The sequence below is a fragment of the Kitasatospora sp. NPDC058063 genome, assembly GCF_042885395.1.
GTDB lineage: Bacteria > Actinomycetota > Actinomycetes > Streptomycetales > Streptomycetaceae > Kitasatospora > Kitasatospora lactacystinica.
Window position 1 is genome coordinate 248115 of sequence record NZ_JBHVSD010000010.1, and the last position, 18806, is coordinate 266920.

Annotated in this window: 14 protein-coding genes; 3 read left to right on the forward strand and 11 right to left on the reverse strand. The window is 74.9% G+C overall.

Going from position 1 to position 18806, the window contains the following annotated elements; genetic code table 11:
* Positions 1–30: 30 nt before the first annotated feature.
* The 4 genes from ACFVUY_RS19855 to ACFVUY_RS19870 form a co-directional block, all read right to left on the reverse strand.
* Positions 31–1899 (reverse strand): endonuclease/exonuclease/phosphatase family protein, encoded by a 1869-nt coding sequence (locus ACFVUY_RS19855; RefSeq protein ID WP_387731483.1) that lies wholly within the window; start codon positions 1897–1899, stop codon positions 31–33.
* Positions 1900–2124: 225 nt separating this feature from the next.
* Positions 2125–3078: a Gfo/Idh/MocA family protein gene (locus ACFVUY_RS19860; protein ID WP_387731485.1), complete on the reverse strand. Its 954-nt coding sequence runs from the start codon at positions 3076–3078 to the stop codon at positions 2125–2127.
* A gap of 161 nt (positions 3079–3239) precedes the next feature.
* The gene (locus ACFVUY_RS19865) at positions 3240–3950 is read right to left on the reverse strand and encodes a hypothetical protein (RefSeq protein ID WP_387731488.1); all 711 of its coding nucleotides are present in this window, start codon (positions 3948–3950) and stop codon (positions 3240–3242) included.
* A gap of 167 nt (positions 3951–4117) precedes the next feature.
* Positions 4118–4933 carry a sugar phosphate isomerase/epimerase family protein gene (locus ACFVUY_RS19870; RefSeq protein ID WP_387731491.1) on the reverse strand — a complete coding sequence of 272 codons (816 nt, stop codon included), beginning with the start codon at positions 4931–4933 and terminating at the stop codon, positions 4118–4120.
* A 108-nt stretch (positions 4934–5041) separates the two neighbouring features.
* Between ACFVUY_RS19870 and ACFVUY_RS19875 the strand changes: the two genes are divergently transcribed.
* The 3 genes from ACFVUY_RS19875 to ACFVUY_RS19885 all read left to right on the forward strand — a co-directional run bounded on the left by ACFVUY_RS19875 (position 5042) and on the right by ACFVUY_RS19885 (position 8762).
* Entirely contained in the window at positions 5042–6256 is a 1215-nt protein-coding gene (locus ACFVUY_RS19875; RefSeq protein WP_359911216.1) for an ROK family protein, read from the forward strand.
* Positions 6257–6401: 145 nt separating this feature from the next.
* Entirely contained in the window at positions 6402–7403 is a 1002-nt protein-coding gene (locus tag ACFVUY_RS19880) for a hydroxyacid dehydrogenase (RefSeq protein ID WP_387731494.1), read from the forward strand.
* Between the two features lie 3 nt (positions 7404–7406).
* Complete coding sequence (locus ACFVUY_RS19885; RefSeq protein WP_387731497.1) at positions 7407–8762, forward strand: sulfatase; 1356 nt, start codon at positions 7407–7409, stop codon at positions 8760–8762.
* A gap of 61 nt (positions 8763–8823) precedes the next feature.
* On the opposite strand, the gene ACFVUY_RS19890 is transcribed toward ACFVUY_RS19885, so the two are convergent.
* The 7 genes from ACFVUY_RS19890 to ACFVUY_RS19920 form a co-directional block, all read right to left on the reverse strand.
* Positions 8824–10821 carry a hypothetical protein gene (locus ACFVUY_RS19890; protein ID WP_387731500.1) on the reverse strand — a complete coding sequence of 666 codons (1998 nt, stop codon included), beginning with the start codon at positions 10819–10821 and terminating at the stop codon, positions 8824–8826.
* A gap of 26 nt (positions 10822–10847) precedes the next feature.
* On the reverse strand, positions 10848–12692 hold the full coding sequence (locus tag ACFVUY_RS19895) for a dipeptide ABC transporter ATP-binding protein (protein ID WP_387731503.1): 1845 nt from the start codon (positions 12690–12692) through the stop codon (positions 10848–10850).
* Positions 12689–13540: an ABC transporter permease gene (locus ACFVUY_RS19900; protein WP_387731506.1), complete on the reverse strand. Its 852-nt coding sequence runs from the start codon at positions 13538–13540 to the stop codon at positions 12689–12691. Before ACFVUY_RS19900 ends, ACFVUY_RS19895 begins: the two co-directional genes overlap by 4 nt.
* Positions 13537–14496, reverse strand: a complete 960-nt coding sequence (locus ACFVUY_RS19905) for an ABC transporter permease (protein ID WP_387687030.1) — start codon at positions 14494–14496, stop codon at positions 13537–13539. Before ACFVUY_RS19905 ends, ACFVUY_RS19900 begins: the two co-directional genes overlap by 4 nt.
* Before the next feature lie 87 nt (positions 14497–14583).
* Complete coding sequence (locus ACFVUY_RS19910; RefSeq protein WP_387731510.1) at positions 14584–16146, reverse strand: ABC transporter substrate-binding protein; 1563 nt, start codon at positions 16144–16146, stop codon at positions 14584–14586.
* A 49-nt stretch (positions 16147–16195) separates the two neighbouring features.
* On the reverse strand, positions 16196–17002 hold the full coding sequence (locus tag ACFVUY_RS19915) for a heparin lyase I family protein (protein ID WP_387731513.1): 807 nt from the start codon (positions 17000–17002) through the stop codon (positions 16196–16198).
* Between the two features lie 67 nt (positions 17003–17069).
* Positions 17070–18638, reverse strand: a complete 1569-nt coding sequence (locus tag ACFVUY_RS19920) for a DUF3604 domain-containing protein (RefSeq protein WP_387731516.1) — start codon at positions 18636–18638, stop codon at positions 17070–17072.
* Between the last annotated feature and the right edge of the window lie 168 nt (positions 18639–18806).

Genomic DNA, 18806 nt, shown 5'->3' on the forward strand with positions numbered 1-18806 from the left:
CTTGATGCGGCCCTACGGCTCCGTGCGGCCCTACGGCTTGATGCGGACCACCTGCGGGTCGTGGTCGCTGGCCTGCTGGGCGAACTCGGCGTTGATGTGCACCACGTCGTACTTGGCGTAGCCGACCTCGGGGCTGACCAGGATGTGGTCCAGCACCTGGGAGTTGCCCTGGTAGACGTACGAGTACTGCTCGGTCTCCGGCAGCTCGTTCACCAGGTCGCGCAGCACGCCGTCCTTGGTGAGCGCGCCGAGCGCGGGCGAGAACTGATAGTCGTTGAAGTCGCCGAGGGAGACGACCTTGGCCTCCTTGTCGGCGGCCAGCAGCTGGGCGACGAAGGCCTGCTCCACGGTGGCCTGCTTGATCCGCTGCACCTCGGAGCTGCGGACCGGCTGCTGGAAGCGGCTGTCGATGCCCTGGTCGCCGCCCTTGCTGTTGAAGTGGTTGGCGATGACGAAGACCTTCTTGCCGCGGAAGGAGAACTGGCCGACCAGCGGCTTGCGGCTGTTGGTCCAGGCCTCGTCGTTCGGCTCGATCCGGCCGGGCGAGGCGGTCAGCGCGGTGCTCGCGCCGGTGCCGGTCACGCCGACGGCGGAGGTGGCGGCGCCGCCGGGGATGTCGGTGAAGGACACCCGCTGCGGGTTGAACAGGAACACCTGGCGGATGTTGCCGCCGGGCTCGCCGCCGTCCTTGCCGTCCTGCGGGTCGACCGAGCGCCAGTCGTAGGCCGGGCCGCCGGCCGCCTTGATCGCGGCGATGAACTTGGCCACGGTCTGGCTCGCGTCCACCGTGCCGTCGTTCTTGGCGCCGTTGTTGTCCTGGATCTCCTCCAGGGCGACGATGTCGGGCGAGCGCAGGTTGGTGACGACGCCCTGGGCCAGCTCGGCGAACTTGGCGTCCGGGTTGCCCGGGGCCAGGTTCTCCACGTTGTAGGTGGCGAGGGTGAGCTCGCGGTCGGTCGCCTGGGCGGTGACCTCGCGCTGGAGGTGGTTGTCCTTCAGCGTGCCCATGGTGCCGGCGACGAGGGTGTAGCCGCCGAAGTTGTTGTAGTCCAGCGGGCCGGTGGTGGTGCCGGTCAGCTCGTCGCCGACGTTGGCGACCGGGAAGGGCTGCTGGGTGACCGCGGCCTGCTGCTGGATCATCAGGCGGCCGACGTTGGGCTCGCGGTAGGACTCGTACAGGGCGCCGCCGCGCTTGCTGCGCTGGTCCTGGCGGTCGGCGGCGACCCACAGCTCGTTGTACTTGTCGGTCGCCTGGATCACCCGGACGTCCTTGACCTGGACGAGCATGCCCTCCAGGGACTCGTAGAAGTCCAGGGTGTACTTCTCCGGGTTGAGCGCCACGCCGTCGACGGAGCCGTCCGCACCGGCCGGCGGGGCGTAGGTGCCGGGGATGTTGCGGGTGTCGACGACCACCGGGGCGGGCAGCGGGTTGCCGGCCGACAGGACGGTGACGCCCGGGGCGGAGATCTCGGTGAGGGACTGCGAGCCGCCGCTGAAGTTCGGGTAGTACTCGGTGACCTTGCCGCTGACCAGGACCGAGTCGCCGACCTTGACGGTCGGGTTGCCGCCGGTGAAGACGAAGACGCCCTCGCTGGTGGCCGGGTCGGCGTCCGGGTTCGGGTCCTGGAGCCAGAAGCCCTTGGAACTGCCGTACGCGCGCACGCCGGTGACGATGCCGGGCACGCCGGTGACGGGCTTGCCGGCCTGCGGGGATATCCGGGTGCCGCCCTGGATGTCGTGGATCCGCAGCGGGCCGACCTCGGTCGGGGCGGGGGTCGCGGGCGCGGCGGCGTTGGCCACCGGCAGCGGGACGAGCACCAGCGAGGCGGCCAGCGAGGCCGGGATCAGGGCGGCGCGCAGCAGGGCTCTGCGGGGGCGGGGTGCGGGGGCGGTGGTCACCGGGGCTGGACTCCTAGCTCCGTCGTGCGGCACTGGCGTGGCACGGCGGTCCGGGCGGAGGCGCGCTTCGAGCGCGCGCTACTCGCGTAGAGAAGAAGCGGGGGACGGACACCCACCCCCCGCGGCGCCCCTCAAGATACGCGCGTAGAAAATGCCCCGACAAGACCCTGCCGGTGAACTGTCGGTTCCCCGGAGATGACTTGACACCAGGTCAGCCCAGGATCCTCACAGCCCGCTCCCAGCCGACTCCCAGGAAGCCCCGATCCGCTCCACGACCAGCTCGCACAGCTCGTGGGTGCGCAGCGCGTCATGGGCGTCCAGAGTGTGCCCGGCGCGGACGGCCGCCAGGAAGGCCAGCACGCACTGCTCGATGCCGCGCTGACGGGCCACCGGCACCCAGTCGCCGCGACGGCGGACGGTCGGCTGGCCGCGGTGGTCGACCACCTCGGCCAGGTTGCGCACCTCGCGCTTGGAGTCGCCGCCGGAGACCTCCAGCACCTCCTCGGTGGAGCCGGAGACCCGGTTCATGATGCCCAGGGCGGTGAAACCGTCGCCGGCCAGGGTGAGGACGACGTGCTCGACCAGGCCGTCGCGGACCCGCGAGCGGACGTCCACGTGCTCGATCTCGCCGGGGACCAGGAAGCGCAGGGTGTCCACCACGTGGATGAAGTCGTCGAACACCAGCGGGCGTGCCGCCTCGGCCAGGCCCTCGCGGTTCTTCTGCAGCACGATCAGATCGCGCGGGCGCTCCTTGGCCTGGACGTAGCCGGGCGCGTGGCGGCGGTTGAACCCGACCATCAGCGAGCGGCCGGTGCGGTCGGCGAGGTCGACCAGCCGGCGGGCGCCGTCCAGGGTCTGGTCGAGCGGCTTGTCGACGTAGACGTCCACCCCGGCGGTGAGCAACTGCTCCACGATCGGCACGTGCTGACTGGTCGCGGCATGCACGAACGCCGCCCGGATCCCGCTGCCGATCAGGGCGCCGAGGTCGGTGAAGCGGTACTCGGGGGCGATCCGGTGGGCCTCGCCGATCCGGTCCAGCTTCGCCGCGTCCCGGGTCATCAGCCGGACGTCCAGCCCGGGCAGCGCGGTGAGCACCGGCAGATACGCCTTCTGCGCGATGTCACCGAGCCCGATCACCCCGACCGGGAGAAGGCCGTCGGAAACAGGGGTCGAATTCATCGGATTCTCCACGGGTACGGCGACACATCGGCCCCACCCTATGCACCGGCTCCCCCGCGCCACCAACCCGCCGCCGGCACCCCCGGGACGGCCGGGGCGGATGGCGTCGGATCAGGGCGCGGAGTCGGGGTGCGCGCCTCGCGGGGCGGGGCCCCGCGCGCTCACGCGTGGGCGCTGATCTCACCGCCGGCGGAGAGCACGATGGAGATGCCGTTGGCGTCGACGCCGACGTCGTGCTGGTCCGTCTCCAGCGTGCCGTACACGGCATTGTCGTTGCCGAGGATCTCCGCGCGGTACCGGAGCTCGCCGAGCTTGGTGACCTTGGCCGTCCAGCCGCCCGCCAGCTTGAAGGTGCCCGGTCCCTGGTGGCTCCCGCCCATCCAGGAGTGGATCCGGCCGTCCAGCGAGAGCATGACGAACATGCCGTTGGCGTCGAGTCCGTCGTCGTGCTCCTTCGTCTCCATGGTGGCGAGGACCTGACCCTTGTTGAGGATCCTGGCGACGTAGTGCATGTTGCCGAGGTCCTTGATCTCGGCCGTGCTGCCGTCCACCAGTGTCTCGGTGCGGACGCCCGGGGCCGTCTTGGGCGGCGTGCCCGGCGTCGTCGCGGCGCGCCCGGTGGGGGCGGCGGTCGGGGCGGTGGCCGCGTGCGTGGCGGGCGTGCCGGACGCGGCGGGCGTCGTGGCCGGTGCCGTGGCGGCGGGGGTGGTGGCCGGTGCGGTGGCAGCGGGCGGGGCGGTGGCCGGTGCGGCCGAGCCCTGGGTGTCCGTGGGAGAGCAGGCCGTCGCGGCGGGAACCAGCAGGGCCGCGGCCAGGACGGTTCCGGCGAGCGTACGGGTGGCGGTCGCGCGGCGGATCGTCGAGAGGGGCATGCGGGTTCTCCTGAGCGCAGTACGGGTGAGGAGCATCCGGTGCGGGTCGTCCCTCCTGTGTGGGCCGGAGGGCGGGCGCCGGGTGCAATTCGAAACTAGTGCGAACAGTCGACGGAATGGAGCATTCCGTGTCACCGAACGGCAACGCCCGGACCGCTTCGTACCGATCACGCCCCGTCAGGTACGGCTCCCTGCCCCGGCACTCCTTCGACCGCTGCCGTGAGGAAGGCCGCGCCGGACGCGAGCAGCGGGGGCAGCGGGGCGGCCGCCGGGTGCCAGGGCGCCTCGTACTCCCAGCAGACCCAGGCGCCGGGCGGCAGCAGGCGCAGGCAGTCAGTGATCGGCAGGACGCCGGCGCCCAGCGGGAGCGGGGTGAGGTCGTGCGGGCCGGCGATGTCCTTGACCTGCACGTGGCCGGGGTACGGGGCGAGCGCGGCCCGGGTCTCGGCGGGCGTCTCGCCCGCGAGGTGGGTGTGCATCAGGTCCCACAGGGCGCCCACGGACGGGTGGGCGACGCGGGCCAGCAGCCCGGCCACCGCCCGTCCGCCCCGGTGGGAGTCGTGGGTCTCGACGAGCACCCGGACGCCCAGCGCCCGGGCCTCCCGCGCGACCGCCGCGAGCCGCCGGGCGCCCCGGTCGTCGGCTTCGGCCCGCGGACCGTCGCCGCCGCGCGGGAAGACCCGCACGGCGCCCGCGCCCAGGTCGGCGGCGAGCCGCAGGTGGGAGCGGAGCGCGTCGGTCACCGGGGCGTCCGGTCCGGGGGCGGCGACGCCGACGTAGGAGGCGAGCGCGAGGGGCGTGAGGCCGTGCGCGCGGAGGGTGCGGGCGGCGGCGCGGCGCTCCCCGGGGGTCATCGCCGGGTGGACGGACTCGCCCTCGGCGCAGCGCAGTTCGATCCCGTCCCAGCCGTGGTCGGCGCCGAGCCGGACGGCCTCGGCCAGCGGGAGCCCGGGGACGCCGAGCGTGGAGTAGGCGAGCGGCATGGCGGCTCCATGGCTTGTCGGGCGGCTCCGGACGGCCGGGCCAAGGATATATTCAAGCTGAGACAAAGTCCTGACCGCCCGGGCCCGACCCGGGCCGAGGAGCCCGCGATGCCCCCGAGCCGTACCCCCGCCACCGCCACGACGCAGACCGTCGCCCAGGTGAACCAGACCGTCCTGCTGGAGGTGCTGCGGCGGCACGGCACGCTGTCCCGGCAGCAACTGGCCGCCGAGAGCGGGCTGAGCACCGCGACCGTGCACCGGCTGGTCGAGGTGCTGCGCGCCGAGGGGCTGGTGGAGGTGGAGACGGAACGGGCGCCGTCCAGCGGGGGCCGGCCGCCGCAGCTGATCCGGTACAACGCCCGCGCGCAGACCGTGCTGGCGATCGCGATGCGCCCGCGCCGGATCGTCGGCGTGGTGGCCGCCCTGGACGGCACGGTGCTGCACGAGGCCGAGCACCACTGGGCGTTCCCCGGCCCGGACCGGCCGCGGGAGATCGCGGCCGGCGACCTGACCGGCCCCCTGCTCGCGCTGGTGGACGGCCTGCGGGACTGGGCCGGGCGGCACGCGGGGGCGCCGCGCGCCCTCGTCGTGGGCGTGCCCGGGGTGGTCCGGGACCGCACCGGGCTGGTGGAGTTCGCGCCCGCCCTGGACTGGCCCGGGCTGCGGCTGGGTGTGCTGCTCCAGGAGCGCTACGGCGTCCCGGTGGCGGTCGAGAGCAACGTCAACCTGGTCGCGCTGGCGGTGCGGCAGTCGCCGGCCGCGTCCGGCGTGGGCGACCTGGCGGCCGTTGTGGTGGGCATCGAGGTCGGCGCCGGGATCGTGCTGGACGGCCGGCTGCACCGCGGCCGGCTGGGCGCGGCCGGGGCGCTGGGCCATCTGATGTCCGGCCATGCGGCGCTGGACCGGCCGCTCGGACGGACCGGCGACACCCAGGCGAGGATCGGCGACCACGCGGTGGACCGGCGGATCACCGAGGCCGGCCTGACGGTGTCCGGCACCCCGGCGGAGCGGGTGGCGGGCCTGTTCCGGCTGGGCCGCGAGGGCGATCCGGCGGCGGTCCGGCTGATCGGCGAACTCACCGACGACCTGGCGCTGGTGGTGGCCAACCTGAGCGCGGTGCTGGCGCCGGAGCTGATCGCCCTGGGCGGGCGGCTGTTCTGGGAGAGCGGGGGCGAGCTCCCGGCGGCGATCGAGAGCCGGCTGCAGGGGCGGGTGCCGGTGCTGCCGCGCCTGGTGGTCGTGCACAGCACCACCACCGAGCTGGTCGGCGCGGCCTCGGCGGCGGTGCGGCTCGCGGACGGGGCGACCTTCATCACCCGCTGAGGCCCGCGGGCCACGCGGCACGGGCACGATGCCCGCGGGCCACGCGGCACGGGCACGACCCGGCACGACGCCGGCGCGACGAAACCCCCACTATTTCTCACTGTGATAGAAACTCCTTGTGCGTCAGCGACCCGAGGAGAACCGGATGCCCACCGCCGCCTTCGCGATGGACCCGGAGCGCTTCCCCGACGTGTACGGCCCCCGGGCGCGCGCCCGGGTCGCCGCCCGGGCCGAGGTGCTGGCCGACCCGGCCTCGCCCGACGGGGTGTGGAGCGCCGAACGGCTGGCCGCCGCACCGCACGCGCTGCGCGACGTCGAGGTGCTGTTCACCGGCTGGGGCGGCCCCGTCCTGGACGCCGCCGCCCTGGCCCGGCTCCCCCGCCTGCGACTGGTGCTCTACGCCGCCGGCTCGGTGCGCCGGATCGCCGGCGAGGCGTTCTGGGCGGCGGGCATCCCGATCGTCACCGCCGCGCACGCCAACGCCGTCCCGGTCGCCGAGTTCACCGTGGCCCAGATCGTCTACGCCCTCAAGGGCGGCTGGCGCCACGTCCTCGCCGCCCGGGCCGCCCGCGCCGCCGTCCCGGCCGCCCGCACCCCGGGCGGGTACGGCTCCACCGTCGGCGTCCTGTCGCTCGGCGCGACCGGGCGGCTGGTCTGCGAGATGCTGCGCGGCTACGACGTCGAGGTCCTCGCGCACGATCCGTACACCCCGGCGCCGCCGCCCGGGGTCCGGGCCGTCGGCCCGGAGGAACTCTTCGCCACCGCCGACGTGGTGAGCGTGCACACCCCGCTGCTGCCCGGGACCCGCGGCCTGGTCGGCCGACGGCTGCTGACCTCGATGAAGCCCGGCGCCACCCTGGTCAACACCTCGCGCGGAGCCGTCCTGGACGAGCCCGCGCTGCTGGCCGTCCTCGCCGAACGACCGGACCTCTTCGCCGTGCTGGACGTCACCGACCCCGAGCCGCCGCTGCCCGGCTCCCCGCTGTTCACCCTGCCCAACGTCGTCGTCACCCCGCACCTGGCGGGCAGCCGCGGGCTGGAGCGCCGCCGCCTCGGCGATCTGGTCGTCGAGGAGTTCGAGCGCTGGCTGCGCGGAGCGCCGCTGCGCCGGGCGCTGGACCCGCACACCTACGAACGGATGGCCTGACCCGTGCCCGACCCCCTGGACCGGAGCAGCCCGGACGTGGTGCTGATCCTGACCGACCAGCAGACCGCCGACGCGATGAGCGCCGCCGGGAACCCGTACCTGCGCACCCCCGCGATGGACGCGCTGGCCGCCGCCGGCACCCGCTACCCCAACGCCTACTGCGCCCAGCCGCTCTGCACCCCCTCCCGGGCCAGTCTGATGACCGGCCGCCTGCCCAGCACGGTCGGCGTGACCGGCAACACCGGCGGCCCCGAGGACCCGCTGCTCGGACGGCTGTTCACCGAGGCCGGGTACGACTGCGGCTACGGCGGCAAGTGGCACCTGCCCGAGCTCGACCTGCCCGCGGACCGGGGCTTTCGCCGGATCCACCCGGCGGGCGGGGACGACGCCGGACTCGCCCGCGCGGCCGCGGAGTTCGTCCGCGCCCCGCGCGAGCGGCCGTTCCTGCTGGTCGCCTCCTTCCTGGAGCCGCACGGCATCTGCGAGTGGGCCCGCGGCCAGGACCCGCGCACCGGTCCGCTCCCGCCCGCGCCGCCCGTCCCGCGACTCCCGCCGCTGCCCGCCAACTTCCCGGTCGGGCCGTACGGTCCGGCGCTGCCCCGGCTGGCCCGGCTGGCCCAGCCGCACACCCACCCGACCGCCGAGTGGCGGGAGGACGACTGGCGCCGCTACCGGCACGCCTACTACGCCCTGGTGGAGCGGGTGGACCGGCACATCGGACTGCTGCTGGAGGCCCTGGCGGAGCGCGGCACGGACCGCGGGACCGTGGTGGTGTTCAGCTCCGACCACGGCGACGGCGCGGGCGCCCACCGCTGGAACCAGAAGTGGGCCCTGTACGAGGAGTGCGTGCGGGTGCCCCTGGTGGTCTCCGCGCCCGGGGTGGCCGCCGGCGCCGTCGACGAACGGCTGGTCGCGGCCGGGCTGGACCTCATCCCGACGCTCTGCGACCTGGCCGGCATCGAGGGGCCCGACGGGCTGCCCGGCCGCAGCGTCCGCGCCTCGCGGCCGCACGACAGTGTGGTGGTCGAGACCCGCTGGGAGATCCCCGGCTTCAACAACGCCCTGGGCCGGATGGTCCGCGCCGGGCGGCACAAGTACGTGTGCTACGCCTGGGGCGACCACCGGGAGCAGCTCTTCGACCTCGCGGCCGACCCCGGCGAACTGGTCAACCTCGCGGTCGACGCCCGGCACGCGGCACTGCTCGACCGCTTCCGGGCCCTGCTGTCCGAGCACTGCGCGGAGGTCGCCGACCCGTTCGCGCGCTTCGTCCCGCGGGCCACCGGGAAACCGTCGGCCGCCGAGGAGCCGCAGGCCGCCGGGAAGCCGCAGGCCACCGGGGAGCCGCACGCCGCGCACTGACGCGCAGGGGCCGGCCCACCCGGGCCGGCCCCTCCCCCGCCGTTTACGGCTCCCCCGCCGTCTACGGCCGGACGGCGATCAGTTCGCGCCCGCGCAGCGTGTAGAGCACCCCGTCCTCGTCCGCGGCCAGCCGGGCGCCGCTGTACCACTCGGCGTCCAGCTCGACCAGCACGGTCGCGGCGAGGGTGACGCGGTCCAGCCGGAACAGGGTGCGCTCGCTGACCCCGTACAGGGCCCCGCCGAGGGCCAGCAGCCGCGGGTTGGCGCCGGACACCGCCCCCAGGTCGGCGCGCCGCCCGATCACGGGGGTGAACCCGCGCCTCCCGGAGCCCCGCAGGTCGACGGTGAACGCCCGGCCGTTCACGGTGAGCCCGTACAGGGTGTGCCCGTGCACGGCCAGGCTGCTGACGCCCGCGCCCAGGTCGGTCGCGGTGCGCCACAGTTCGCGGCCGGCCACCGGGTCCCAGCCGGCCAGGTCGCCGCGCGGGCCGGTGGGCCGGGCGTTGTCGCCCCCGAGGAAGGCCTGTCCGCGCCCGGCGGCCACGGCGCGCACCATCTGCTCCGGGCCCAGCGGGTCGGTGTGCACGGTGGGCCGGCCGCTGCCCGGGCGGTAGGTGACGAAGGAGCCGCCGCCGGTGGTGTCGGCCTGGACGCCGAGCAGCAGCAGGCCGCTGTCGGGGTCCCGGCGGATCACCTGGGGCCGGTTCTGCTCCTGGGGCAGCGCCGCCTCCTCGACCGGTGCCCGGTCGACGCCCGGCCGGTAGCGCCAGATGCCCTGCGAGGAGTAGACGCCGAGGTAGAGGGTGCCGTCGTCGAGGACCAGGGTGTCCTTGGCCTCGCCCGGAACCGGGAGCTTGCGGACGGTGCCGGCGGCCAGGTCGTGCAGGGCGATCGAGCCGTTGCCGCCGACGTACACCCGCCCGGCGCGGGCCGCCACCGACATGCCGAGCTGGGGGGCCGCGGGCGCGCCGGCCTCGACCAGGTCCCGGGTGGTGACGGTCCCGGTGCCGAGGTCCAGGGTCCAGACGGTGCTGCCCTCGGTGACGCCCGCCAGGGTGTCGCCGAGCCGGCCGAGGCCCCAGGAGTTGCCGTCCGGTACGGGCACCGCGAGCTGGTCGAGGGCGCCGGTGGCGAGGTCGTGGCGCCACAGCACGCCGTGCTCGGTGGAGGTGAACCAGAGGGTGTCCCCGCGGCGCTGGAAGTTGGTGACGCTCTTGGTGCCGGGGACGGCGAAGGAGCGCAGCACCCGGTGGCCGGCCGGGTCGAGGAGCGCGACGTGGGCGGGCGCGCCCTCGGTGGAGACGGCCAGCAGGTCGTCGCCGAGGACGGTGATCCGGCGGATGATCGTGTCGCCGCGCAGGTCGGGCGGGGTGATGTCGGTGACGGCGCCGGTGGCCCGCTCGACGGCGTACAGGCTCGCCCGGGTCGCTCCGCCGCCGCCGGCGAGGTTGCTGCCGACGCCGAGGTAGGCGTGGGTCGCGGTGGCCGCCACGGCGCGGCCCTGGGTGGCACCCGGCGCCGGGGAGGCGACCTCGGTGACGGCGCCGGTGGCCGGGCTCCAGGCATAGAGGCCGGGACCGGCGGCCCGGCCCTTCTGCCGTCCGGTCGCGTAGACCGTCCCGTCCGGTGCGACGGCCACGTCGCGGACGTCGGCGCCGGGGACGTTGCCGAGCGCGGTCAGTGTGCCGTCGTAGCGGTAGAGGTTGGCCGCGCCCGGGGCGTCGGTGACTCCGAGGTGGAGCACGCCGTCCCGGGCGGCCGAGCCCTGGACGAAGTTGCCGGTGGGCAGCTCGACGGTGGCGGTGACCCGGCCGGTCGGCAGGTGGTGGCCGATCACCCGGGCCGGGGCGAGGTTGCGCGATCCGATCCACAGGGTGTCGCCGATCAGCGTCGCGCTCATCAGTGGGAAGTCGCTGTTCCCGGGGCCGAGTTCGGTCACGTCCGGTCCGTTCGACGGCCGGCCCGTCGGCGCGGCGGCGGCACCGGTGGCCGGTCCGAGCACCGAGAGCGCGGCCACCGCACTGGTGCCGAGCAGGAGTTGGCGACGCGAAGGGGGCACGGCAGGCATGGGGCTCCAGAGTCCGGTCATGGGCGGGGCAGGCCGGGGGCGCCGGCGGCGGCCAGCAGCTCCCGGGTGTACGGGTGGGCGGGGGCGGCGAACAGCTCGGCGGCGGGAGCCCGTTCGACGACCCGGCCGTGCCGCAGCACCAGCACGTCGTCGCACAGGTGCCGGACCAGCGCGAGGTCGTGCGAGATGAACACCAGCCCGACGCCGTGGTGTTCGCGCAGTTCGGCGAAGAGGTTGAGGATCTGCGCCTGGACCGAGACGTCCAGCGCGGAGGTCGGCTCGTCGGCGACCAGCACCTGCGGGCCGACGGACAGGGCCCGCGCGATCGCGACCCGCTGGCGCTGGCCTCCGGAGAGCCGGTGCGGCCGGGCGTCCAGCACCGCCTCCGGCAGGCCGACCAGCTCGCACAGCCCGCGCGGGTCGCGGTCCCGCAGCCCGTGGGCGGCCGGCGGTTCGGTCAGCGCCTCGCGCACCGTCATCCGGGGGCTGAGCGAGGCGTACGGGTCCTGGAAGACCAACTGCACCCGGCGGCGAAGCTCGCGTTCCTCGGCGCGGTCGGCCTCGACCCAGGACCGGCCGTCCACCCGCACCGTCCCGGTCTGCGGGCGCACCAGCCCGAGCAGCGCGCGGGCCAGGGTGGACTTCCCGGAGCCGGACTCGCCGATCACCCCGACCGCCCGGCCGGGCGCGGCGCTCAGGCTCACGCCCTCCAGGGCCGGCGGTCGGCGGCGGCCGTAGCGGACGGTGAGGCCGTCGGCGACCAGGACGGGCTCGGCGGACCGCTCCGACCGTCTCGGCCCACTGTTCCGACGTTCCGTCACCACGGTTTGGGACACCGGGAGATGGCAGGCGAAGCCGGAGTCGGCCGCGCCGGTCCACTGCGGCACCGAGGCCGTGCAGCGGTCGTCGGCGGCCGCGCAGCGCGGGGCGAAGGCGCAGCCGTCCGGAGCCCGGCCGGCCGCCGGCGGGCGTCCGCCGATGACGGCGAGCGGCGCACCGGGCGGACCGTCCAGCCGGGGCACGCCCGCCAGCAGCCCGGCGGTGTACCGGTGCCGGGGTGCGGCCAACAGGTGCGCGGTGGAAGCCCGTTCGACGATCCGTCCGGCGTACATCACCTGGACGGTGTCGCAGCTGCGGGCCACCACGCCGAGGTCGTGGGTGATCAGCAGGACGGCCGTGCCGGTCTCGTCACGAAGCCGGACCAGCAGGTCCAGGATCTCCACCCGGGTGCTCGGGTCGAGCGCCGTGGTCGGCTCGTCGGCGATCAGCAGGTCCGGGCGGTTGGCCATCGCCATGGCGATCAGCACGCGCTGGCGCATGCCGCCGGAGAACTCGTGCGGCCGGTCGCGGTAGCGGCGCGCGGGCTCGGCGATGCCGACCAGGTCGAGGAGTTCGAGCGCCCGGTCGCGGGCGGCCCGGCGGCTCGCGCCGTGCACCAGGGCCGCTTCGGCGAGCTGGCGGCCGACCGGCATCCGGGGGTTGAGGTGGGCCAGCGGGTCCTGGAAGACCATGCCGATGCGTCGGCCGCGCACCGCGCGTACGGCGGGTTCGGGCAGGGCGAGCAGGTCGGTGCGGTCGAACCGGACGGTGCCGCCGGTGGTGCGGCAGCCCGGCGGCAGCATCCGGTTGACGGCCAGCGCGGTGAGGGTCTTGCCCGAGCCGGACTCGCCGACCAGGCCGAGGATCTCGCCCGGCCGCACGGTGAAGTCCACCCCGCGCACCGCCTCGCCGCCGCCCGCCGTGACGCGCAGGCCGCGCACCTCCAGCAGCGGCGGGCCCGGCACCGCGGCGGCGGTCGGGGCCCGGTCGGTCCCGGTCGTGGCCACCGCATCGGTCGTGGTCACCGGATCAGTCGTGGTCACCGCAGTCTCTCCCGGTTGAACGAGTCGGCGAGCAGGGTCAGGCCGAACACCAGCAGGCCGAGCAGGAGGACCGGCGCCAGGGCGTAACCCGGGTGGAGGAAGAGGTACTTGGAGCCCGTGTTGATCATCGTGCCGAGCGAGGGGGCGGGCGGCTGGATGCCGAGGCCCAGCACGCTCAGTCCGCCCTCGGTCTTGACGGCGTGCGCCATCGCCACGGCCAGCAGCGCGGTGGTGGCGTCGACGACGTTCGGCAGCACGTGGCGGCGCAGGATCCGGCCGCGCGGCACGCCGAGCACCCGGGCCGCCACCACGTGGTCGCGGGCCAGCTGGCCGAGCAGCGCGGCCCGTGCCTGGCGGCCGAAGGAGGGCAGCGCGCTGAGCACGATGGTGGCCACCACCGTGCCGGTTCCGGGGCGCACCAGCAGGGCGAGCGCGAGCCCGAGCAGGACGCCGTGCAGGCCCAGCAGCAGGTCGAACAGCCGCTGGACGGCCTCGCCCAGCAGCCGGTTCAGCCCGCCGAGCAGTCCCAGCGCGGTGCCGAGCACGGCGGCCGCCGGGACGGCCAGCAGGCAGACCAGCAGCTCGGTGCGGATCCCGGCCAGCGCGCGGGCGAGCAGGTCGCGCCCGACCTCGTCGGTGCCCAGCAGATGGGCCGCCGACGGCCCGGCCAGGGCGTCCGGGCCCTGCCGGTAGGGGTCCGCGGCCAGCAGCGGGCCGAGCAGCCCCAGCAGCACCACCAGGAGGACGAGGAGCGCGCCGGTGCGGCCGCGCCGGGTGCGCAGCGCGGCCGGGAGCGCGGGCGGGGCGAGCCGCCGGCGGCGCACTGCGGGGGTGGTCGTGGCGGTCACCGGTCCTCCCCGGTGCCGGCGCGGGCGATCCGCGGGTCGAGCCGGCCGACCAGCAGCTCCGAGCCGAGCTGGACGAGCACGGCGACGGCGACGGCGAGCATGATCAGGGTCTGGGCGACCGGGTAGTCCCGCTGGTTGATGGCGTCCAGCAGCAGCTGGCCGAGGCCGTGCCGGGCGAAGAGCTGTTCGGCGACCACCGCGCCGCCGAGCAGCTCGCCCAGGTGCAGGCCGAACTCGACGAAGAACGGCGCCAGGCTGTTGGGCAGCACATGGCGGGCCAGGACCCGCCGGGGCGAGGCCCCCTTGGCGACGGCGGTCAGCACGAACTCCTCCTGGCGGGTGCGGCGCAGCTCGGTGGCGAGCAGCCGGGCCAGCACCGCCGAGCCCGGCAGCGCGAGCGCCACCGCGGGCAGCGCGAGGTACTGGACGGCGAGGTCCGGCGCGGCGAACAGGTCCCGCTCGCCGCCGGCGGGCAGCAGGCGCAGCAGCACCGCGAAGACGAAGACGAACAGCACGGCGGTGACGTACACGGGCAGTGCCAGCAGGGCGGTGGCCACCGGGTCGAGCACCCGGGCGAGCCGGCCGCGCCGCTCGGAGGCCAGGGCGACGCCCAGCAGCAGGCCGAGGACCAGCATCAGCAGGCCGGCGGCGAGGGCGAGTTGGACGGTGCTGCCGACGCTCTGGCCGATCAGGCGGGTGACCGGTTCCCGGTAGTGGAAGGAGCTGCCGGGGTCGCCGGTGAGCAGCCCGTGCAGCCAGCCCAGGTACTGGACGGGCATCGGCCGGTCCACGCCGAGGCTGTCGGCGAGCCGGTCGCGCTGCTCCTGGTCGGCCTCGGCGCCGAGCGCGGCGGACACCGGGTCGCCGGGGGCGAGGCGGAGCAGCAGGAAGACGGCGACGGAGGCGAGCCAGAGCGTGGCCAGCGCGCCGGCCGCCTTTCTGGTCCAGTAGGGCACGGGGGTACTCCGGGTGGTCGGGCGGGCGGGGGCCGCCGTCCCAGGACGGTGGGGGTCGCCCTGGGACGGCGGTCGCGTTGCGGCGCGTCAGGCGGTGCGGCGGGTGTCGTCGAGCCGCAGGTAGCCGAGCGCGCTGGTGGCCACGCCGTGGACCGAGGAGGCGAAGGCGTAGGTCTCCCAGGCATGCGCGAGGGTGATGTGGAAGGACTCGGCGAGCAGGTACTCGGACAGTTCGTGGTTGACGTCGGCCCGGGCCCGCTCGTCGGCGGCGGCGAAGGCGCGGGACTGGAGTTCGGCGTAGGCGGGGTCGGTGACGTGCGAGGTGTTCCGGCCGACCTGGAGCGGGCCGGAGACGGTGATCCCGCTCAGCGGGGAGACGCTGACCATGCCGTGGTTGGCGATGAACAGTCCCTCCAGCGTGCCCTGTTGGATCTTCGGCTGGAGTGCGGCGTTGTCGAGCAGCTGGACGTCGACGCCGAAGCCGGCCTGCTCCAGGTCGTACTTGACCAGTTCCACGAGGGAGGCGAACACCGGCGAGTTGGCGGCGGTGAGCGGCACCCGTGCGCCCTGGGCGCCGGCCTCCCGGAGCAGCCCGCGGGCCTTCTCCGGGTCGTGCGGGTAGCGGGTCACCTGGTCGGGGGTGACGCCGGGGGTGTTGGACGGCCAGGGCAGGCTGCTCGCCTCGGCGTGGCCGCCGTACACCTGGGCGACGATTCGCTCGCGGTCCACCGCGTACTGCAGGGCCTGGCGCACCCGGCGGTCGTCGAAGGGCCTGCTGGTGGTGTTCACGCCGAGGAACGCCTGCTGGTAGGAGGACTTGGCGGACTGCACGGCGAAGCCCGGGTTCCCGCCCAGCACCTTGAGGTCGCGTCCGGGCACCGCGCCGATCAGGTGGGACTGCCCCGACTGGAGGGCGGACAGCGCGGCCTGGCTGCTGGTCACCGACCGGACGGTGATCCGCTCGAAGCGGGGCCGCCCGCTCTGCCAGTAGTGGTCGTAGCGGGCCAGGTCGAGCTGGTTGCCGCCCTTGAACGACTGCCAGGTGAAGGGCCCGGTGCCGTTGACCTTCTCGGCGGCCTTGCCGTCGACGTAACTGCGGGCGTCCACCACGGGGTTGAAGGCGAGCGCGTCGAACAGGTTGCTGGTGGGCCTGGCGAGGGTGAGCGTGACCTCGTTGCGGGCGCTCGCCCTGATGTCGGCGAGCCGTTCCAGCAGCGGCTTGACCTGGGAGGACTTGGCGGCGCCGGTGAGCGAGAAGACGACGTCGTCCGGGTCGAGCGGGCGGCCGTCGTGGAAGGTGACGTCCTCGCGCAGCTTGAGCACCAGCCGGGTGCGGTCGGCGCTCCACTCCCAGGAGGTGGCGAGCCAGGGCACGGGCTGCAGCGTCTGCGGGTCGAGGTCGACCAGCCGGTCCAGCACCAGGTTGACGAACACCGGGGTGTCCGGGCCGCGGTGGAGCAGCTGGGTGGGGTCGGGGGCGGCGCCGTAGACGATCTGGAGGTCCGGCGCGGAGGCGGTGGCGGAGGCCGCGGCCCCGCCGGCGGCGTCCTCGGTGGCCGAGCGGCAGCCCGCCGCCAGCAGGGCCGCTCCGGCGCTCAGGCCGAGGAAGCCTCTTCGGGGCAGGCCGCGGTGACGGGCTGCGTCGCTCATGGTGGTGCTACCTCTTCGGTTCTCGGGGTCCGGGGTCCGTGCGCGCGGGTCAGTACCTGGTCACGACGACGCTGTCGCTCCAGGCCACCACGTCGGGGCCGCCGGTCGGGTAGGGGATGTTCTTGGCCGGGTTCCAGTTGGCCCGGTAGATGCCGGTCTTGAAGTACGGCGACTGGTTCTGGTGGTAGTTGTTGAGGCCGCTGTACGCGCCGACCTGCGCGCCGTCCCGGAACACGGTGACGGCGCCGGGGGTGGTGTCGGTGGACCAGGTGATGTCGAAGGCCCACTGGTTCCAGTGGCCGAACTGCACGTCGCCGAGCGGGATCACCGCCTCCTGGACGGTGCTGGGGTCGGACAGCCAGTGCACCTTGAGCCGCCAGCTGCCGTCCTTGACGGTCAGGGCGATCGGCGGCTTGGTGTCGCTGCCGTCCGCGAGCGGGTAGCCGTGCCACTGGGCGACGATCGTCTCGGTGGGGGTCCGCACCCAGTCGGCGGGCAGGTAGTCGGCGAGGGCGAAGCGGTAGCTGCCCCAGCCGAGGGAGTTGACGGCGACCTCGGAGCGGTAGGAGACGCCGTCGTTCGGCACGGCGAAGCGGGCGGCCCGGCCGCTGCCGCCGGCGGGGGCGCCGGCCACGGTGATGCTGCCGTTGCCGTCGACGCGCTGGCGGGTCCAGGCGGAGACGGTGCCGGATTCGAAGTCGTCGGCGAAGACGTCGGTACCGGACACCAGGGCGGGAGCGGTGGGAGCAGCGGGAGCGGCAGGGGCGGGGACGGCGGCGTGGGCCGGGGCGGCGGCGGTCACGGCCAGGGCGGCGGTGAGCACGGCGCCGGCGAGGCGGCCGGGGAGGCGGGACATGGTTCTTCTCCTTCTGGAGGTTCGGGGCTGATCGACCGGGGGCGCGGCCGGCTGACGGGGGATGGCGTCAGCCGGCCCGCCGACAGGAGTCGGCCGGTCCCACCCAGGTCGGGCTGGACCAGGCCCACTGGTCGTTCAGCTGCCGGACCCGCACGTGGTAGAAGTCCCCGTCGCCGCCGGGGCGTTCGTCGGTCAGCTCGAATTCGGCGGTCGTCTCCCGGTCGGGAACGGCCCGGTCGAAGCGGTAGGCGCCGGAGACGAACCCGCCGGTGAATCCGGTCCGCGCGCCGGCGAGGAGTTCGCCGACGGCGTGGGCGCTCTCCACTCCGTTGACGACGGCGACCAGCCGGGTGCGCGTGTCGCCCTCGATCCGCAGCGAGAAGCCCTGGGTGCTGTCGGTGGCGGTGTTGGGGTTGCCGTCGGTGACCGTCCGCAGCCGGAGCTCGCCCGGCCCGGTGCGCTCCCACCAGGACGGCCGGTAGGTGTCCGGCTCGGCCTCGGCCGGCGCGACGGTCTCCGGGCCGCGCAACCGGGGCTGGACGTCCAGCAGCCGCCCGCCCTCGATCCGCAGCACGACGTCCCAGTGCACGGGTTCGCCGCGCCGGCCCCAGCCGACGGCGAAGCCCAGGGTGCCGGAGAAGGCGTCCGATCCGCCGGCGCCAGCGAGGAGTTCGGGCCGGCTGACCCGGTGGACGGGTATGCCGTTGCGGAGCAGTTCCACGTGGTCGAGCGCGTCCCGGCCCTGGACGGTGACGTGGATCCGGCGTCGGTCGGCGGAGGCGGCCTCGGCGCCCATCGGGGCGCCGTTGACGGAGGTGGCGAGCAGGATGCGGTCGCCGGTGATCGCGTACGTGCGGCGCTGCTGGACGGCGTTCCAGATGCCGTCCCGGGTCAGTTCCGGGGCCCAGACCGCCACCCGGCCGTGCCCGTGGCTGCCGGGGAAGGCGCTGTGGTGGTCGGTGGAGCCGATCAGCCCGAAGCGGTGGCCCAGGCGCAGGCCGTGGACGGCCGTGGCGGCGCCGGCGCGCGGGCCCATGGTGTGCAGGTAGCCGCGCGGCGCCTCGTCGGACTCGGCGCAGCCGTGCATCGACATCATCTCCACCACCGGGGCGAACTCCTCGGTGTAGGAGGCCCAGTCGATGCCGCGGCGGGCCGGCCCGTAGCCGATGTGGTGCGGCAGCGCCCAGGTGCGCACGCCCTGGGCGGCGAGCACCCGCAGCCGGGCGCGCAGTTCGTCCAGGTCCGCCGCCCGGATGATCTCGCCGCGCGGGCCGTCGAAGTACACGCAGTGGTCGCCGTGGGCGAGGCTGTGCCACTCGAAGGACTGGAAGGTGACGAAGCGGCCGTCCTCGTGGGCGGCGGCGGTGACGTCCTGGACGTGGTCCCAGAGCCGGGCCAGCCGGGCGAAGCCCTCGGTGTGGTAGTCGACCAGGCTCGCCAGTTCGGGGGTGCGCTCGGGCAGGTCGGGCCACCAGCCGTGGCCGGTGACGCTGGCGAAGTCGAGTTGGAGCCGGGCGTTGGCGTAGGCGTCCTCGATGCTCCCGTGGCCGTAGCTGATGCCGCAGTGGTTGTGGAGGTCGCCGACGTACAGGCCCAGGCCGGCGTAGCCGGGTGCGTCGGTGCTGGGGGCGGTCATCGGGGCTGGGCTTCCTCGGGTCCTGGTCGGCCATGTTTGATCGACTCTGAGAAGAAGGTAGCCGTGATCTCCGGGGGACGGTCAAGGCTCGGCCGTTCGGTGTCGTGCGATCGCCATCGGGCGAAACATCGTCTTCATAGAAGACCTGCTGGTGAAGCTGGCCACCTC